This window comes from Streptomyces hilarionis, from assembly GCF_024539675.1.
Classification (GTDB): Bacteria; Actinomycetota; Actinomycetes; order Streptomycetales; family Streptomycetaceae; genus Streptomyces; species Streptomyces hilarionis.
On the sequence record NZ_JAHHIT010000320.1, the window covers coordinates 1 to 2998 of the forward strand.

Annotated in this window: 5 protein-coding genes; 1 reads left to right on the forward strand and 4 read right to left on the reverse strand. The window is 74.1% G+C overall.

The annotated features are described in order from the left end of the window. The 4 genes from KMS84_RS38285 to KMS84_RS38300 form a co-directional block, all read right to left on the reverse strand. The coding region (locus tag KMS84_RS38285; RefSeq protein ID WP_256921168.1) for an NAD(P)H-dependent flavin oxidoreductase at window positions 1–511 on the reverse strand (511 nt) is incomplete at its 3' end. Beyond that, a complete protein-coding gene (locus KMS84_RS38290; RefSeq protein WP_256921169.1) occupies window positions 511–1230 on the reverse strand; it encodes a CoA-transferase subunit beta in 720 nt (239 codons plus the stop codon). The genes KMS84_RS38290 and KMS84_RS38285, both read right to left, overlap by 1 nt. After that, on the reverse strand, window positions 1227–2063 hold the full coding sequence (locus KMS84_RS38295) for a CoA transferase subunit A (RefSeq protein WP_256921170.1): 837 nt from the start codon (window positions 2061–2063) through the stop codon (window positions 1227–1229). Before KMS84_RS38295 ends, KMS84_RS38290 begins: the two co-directional genes overlap by 4 nt. Then, window positions 2056–2817 (reverse strand): enoyl-CoA hydratase family protein, encoded by a 762-nt coding sequence (locus KMS84_RS38300; protein WP_256921171.1) that lies wholly within the window; start codon window positions 2815–2817, stop codon window positions 2056–2058. The genes KMS84_RS38295 and KMS84_RS38300 overlap by 8 nt, the downstream gene beginning before the upstream one ends. A 54-nt stretch (window positions 2818–2871) precedes the next feature. Between KMS84_RS38300 and KMS84_RS38305 the strand changes: the two genes are divergently transcribed. Then, on the forward strand, window positions 2872–2998 hold a 127-nt coding region (locus KMS84_RS38305; protein WP_256921172.1), incomplete at its 3' end, for an SDR family NAD(P)-dependent oxidoreductase.

The window sequence follows — 2998 nt, forward strand, 5'->3', positions numbered from 1 at the left end:
ACCCGCCCGCCGCCACCACCGGGACGTCCACCGCGTCCACCACCTGCGGCAACAGCACCGTCGTGGCCACCTCACCGGTATGCCCGCCGCCCTCGCCGCCCTGCACGATCACCGCGTCCGCGCCCCACGCGGCGACCTTCTCGGCGTGCCGGCGCGCGCCGACCGACGGGATCACCACGACGCCGGCCGCCTTGAGCTCGGCGATCAGCTCACGCGAGGGCGCGAGCGCGAACGACGCCACCCGCACCCCCTCCTCGACGACGATCCGCACCCGCTCGCCGGCGTCCCCCGCGTCGGCCCGCAGATTGACGCCGAACGGCGCGTCCGTGCGCGCCCGCACCTCCCGCACCGCCGCCCGCAGCTGGTCCAGGGTCATCGTGGCGGAGGCCAGCACGCCCAGCGCCCCCGCGTTCGCCGCCGCCGACACCAGACGCGGCCCCGCCACCCACCCCATCCCGGTCTGCACGACCGGGTGACGCACCCCGACCAGCCGGGTCAGTGCCGTCTCCATCAGCTCGCGACCTCCCGCGCGCGGGTCCCGTCCGGATCGATCACCTCGCGGATCAGCCGCAGCTCCGCGGCCGTCGGCTCCCGCGTGTACGGCACCTCCGCCGGGACCGCCAGCTCGAACCCCGTCGCCTCGCGGACCTCCCCGACGCTCACCCCCGGATGCAGCGACGCCAGCCGCATCGAGCGGTCGGGAGTCGCGAAGTCGAAGACGCCGAGGTCGGACACCACCCGCGGGATGCGGTGATGCCGCGCGCCGCCCGCGCGGTCGTACCCCACCCCGCACACCATGTCGACCTTCTCCACGAACACCCGCCGCGAATGCCGGGGCACCCAGTAACTGGTCGGATTGTTCAACGTGTTGACCGGCGCACCCCGCACGCCCAGCAACTGGCGCACCGGCCGCGCCCAGTCGCCGATGCAGGAGATGTTCTGGTTGCCGAACCGGTCGATCTGGCTCGCGCCCATCATCACGTGCCGCCTGCCCCCGGTGACCAGCTCCAGATGCAGGCGGTAGGGCAGCCAGCCCTCCACCGTGCCGTCCACGCCGACGAGCAGCGCCTCGCCGTCGGTCAGCAGCAGCTCCGGCGAGAACGTGCGCCGGGCCAGCCGCGCGCCGACCGAGGGGATCACGCCCATCGGGCTCGCCAGGATCTCACCCGCCCCCCGCCACGCCTCCGCACAGGCCACGACGCAGTACTCCGCCCGCGTCACCGCGCTCATGTCGCCTCCCCGGCCGCCGCCCGGTACGCCTGCTCGTCCCCCGCGAGGAACCGGGCCGCGAACTCCGGCCACGGGGTCGTCGCGTACCGCCTCTGGAACGCCTCGTCCCGCCCGTAGTCAGGGGCGCAGGACGTGAAGTGCGCCCCCTGGGGCGCCTCGACGACCCCCGTCACCGTGTGCCGCTTGATCAGCAGCGACTGCGGCGGCCCCGCCTTCGTCAGCTCCGCCGTGTCGACGATCCGCTCGCAGCTCACGTACGCCGCGTCCGCGGCCTCGCAGAAGAGATCGTCGAAGTACGGGTCCGGGCCCAGGTACTGTCCGTTGCCCCGCCGGTCGGCCCGGTTGACGTGCACCAGGGCCGCGTCCAGCCGCAGCGCCGGCATGGCCACGAACGTCTCCCCGTCCTCGTACGGCGACGTCACCGTCCGCAGCCCGGGGTTGACCCGCATCACGTCCGAGCCGAGACCCGCGCGCACCGGCAGAAAAGGCAGCCGGTGCGCGGCCGCCCGCAGCCCCCACAGGAACATCGCCTCGTCCACCTCCGTCAGCGCGAACGCCCCCCGCTCACGGGCCGCCCGGTAGTGCGGCTCCAGGGGGATCGAGTCCAGGGTGGCGAACGCGGCGACCAGCCTGCGGATCCGCCCCGCCGCCGCCAGCATGCCGACGTCCGGGCCGCCGTACGAGACCACCGTGAGGTCGGTGACCGGCGAACGCAGCAGCGCCCGCACCAGGGCCATCGGCTTACGCCGCGAACCCCAGCCGCCGATGCCGACGGTCATGCCGCTCTCCAGACGGGAGACGGCCTCGTCCGCGCTCATCGTCTTGTCACTCACCCGAGCCCCTCCCGCCGGCGGTCGAGCCGAACGTGTCGCGCACCCGGTCGGCGACCCCGCCGACGCTCGCCTCATAGGTGAAGCCCTGCTCGAAGCGGTAACTCCGGCGCACGTCGACGGGGTCGATGCCGTTGAGCGCCGCCTTCGCCAGCCGCAGCAGCTCGCCGTCCTTCGCGGCGATCTCCCCGGCCACCTCCAGCGCGGCCCCCTCCAGCTCGTCCGGGGGAGCCACCCGCCACACCGAGCCGTGCGCGTGCAGCTCGGCCGCCGAGACCGTGCGCGCCGTGAAGTACAGGGTCCGCAGCAGATGCCCGGGCACCAGCCGGGCCAGATGCGTGGCCGCGCCCAGCGCGCCCCGGTCCAGCTCGGGCAGCCCGAACACGGCGTCCTCGCTCGCCACGATCACGTCCGCGTTGCCCACCAGACCGATCCCGCCGCCCAGACAGAAGCCCCGCACCGCCGCCACCACGGGGACCTCGCACTCGTACACCGCCGCGAAGGCCTCGAAGCAGCCGCGGTTGGCGCCCACCAGCGCCGGCCCGCCCCCCGCCTGGATCTCCTTGATGTCGACCCCCGCGTTGAACCCGCGCCCCGCGGCCGCGAGCACCACGCACCGAGTCCCCGGATCACGGCCGGCCGCGCGCACCGCGTCCGCCAGCGCGAACCAGCCGGCCACCGGCAGCGCGTTCACCGGCGGATAGTCGACGACGACCAGCGAAATCCCCTTTTCCGGGGACGAGGTGGAGACACCCATGGAAGCATCAGCTACCTTTCCACCAAACGTTTGTTAGGTGGAAGGTAGCAGCGAATGGAGCTGAACGGAAAGGTCGCCGTCGTCACCGGAGGCACCCGCGGCGTCGGCGCCGGCATCGCCCGCGCCCTCGCCCGCGCCGGCGCCGACGTCGTCGTCTGCGCCCGCCGCCCCCCGCCCACCC